Below are 994 nucleotides of genomic sequence, written 5' to 3'. Positions count from 1 at the left end.
AAAGCTGATGATCATGATAGTGAATGGATGGCTGTTTTAGTCCCTTTAGGAATTCTAGATGTCAGGGGAGAACGCCTGTAAATTTATTTCGGTCAATCGTCTGAAACATCAGATTTTCTAGTAGATTGTTTAAAGTTGTGGTGGCAAGAAAATCAATTAATCTATCAAGGGTTAGAAGAATTAGTCATTGATTTAGACACCAGGCGCAGCCACTCGCAGCAACCGCACTCAATTTATCAAAAGAATGGTAGAATTTGCCCAAAAAACGCAGTGGCAAATACGGCTCATCTACTACCCGCAAATGCCATAGTAAATATAATCCCATTGAACGGTGTTGGGCAGTCTTAGAGAACTATTGGAATGGGGCAATTTTAGATTCAATTGATGCGGCTCTTAATTGGGCTTCTAACATGACTTGGAAGGGCATAAAGCCTCTAGTAAATTTGGTAGAAGGAACTTATGAAAAAGGGGTGAAGGTTTTGACTAAAGAATTAGAACAATTGCAACCTTTCTGGCAGTGTTCTGAAACTTTGCCTAAATGGGATGTGACGGTTCTACCCTCCTAGCTGGCATCTTATTTTTACGCAAGTCCCCTATTTAAAAATCCAACTCGTCTAACCCCGATTGTGGAGGAGAAAAGCGACTGCGAGGAGATTTTTTCGACTTTCTAAAAAAAGCGGGAATAATTGCGGCGATCAAAAATCCTATTCCCAAAGAAAACGCCAATAAAACACCGATAGGTACTTTAATTGACTCAAATTGTAGAAACTTTAAAGAAACTGGTTGGATATTTTGGATAGCAAAAACTGCCATAGTCATAATCCAACCACCGACAATAGCACTAGCTAAAAAATTAGTCATTGTATTCATGCTTGTTCTCGCCAGGTTTGTAGGAGATTTTTTAACCTTTTATAGGCTAATTTCGGAGTTAGAAACCTATTAACTAAACCTCCGTGGGGCCAGAAATTACCGTTATCGGTTAAATCCCACCAAC

Annotated in this window: 2 protein-coding genes; one reads left to right on the top strand and one right to left on the bottom strand. The window is 39.1% G+C overall.

Annotation, left to right across the window (positions count from 1 at the left end):
* The first annotated feature begins 254 nt into the window (after window positions 1–254).
* On the top strand, window positions 255–566 hold the full coding sequence (locus MiAbW_RS20350; protein WP_238707365.1) for an ISAzo13-like element transposase-related protein: 312 nt from the start codon (window positions 255–257) through the stop codon (window positions 564–566).
* A gap of 31 nt (window positions 567–597) precedes the next feature.
* Here the strand turns inward: MiAbW_RS20350 and MiAbW_RS19115 are convergent, their stop codons facing one another.
* Window positions 598–870, bottom strand: coding sequence for a LapA family protein (locus tag MiAbW_RS19115; protein WP_151697350.1), 273 nt, complete (start codon window positions 868–870; stop codon window positions 598–600).
* Between the last annotated feature and the right edge of the window lie 124 nt (window positions 871–994).

This window comes from Microcystis aeruginosa NIES-4325 (assembly GCF_008974145.1).
Lineage (GTDB): Bacteria > Cyanobacteriota > Cyanobacteriia > Cyanobacteriales > Microcystaceae > Microcystis > Microcystis aeruginosa_G.
The sequence above is the reverse complement of the archived record's forward strand: the minus strand, read 5'-3'. Positions and strand labels throughout refer to the sequence as shown.

Bases quoted from the DNA above. Each gene is read 5' to 3' on its own strand.
- MiAbW_RS19115 (WP_151697350.1), bottom strand. From the start codon at position 870: ATGAATACAATGACTAATTTTTTAGCTAGTGCTATTGTCGGTGGTTGG.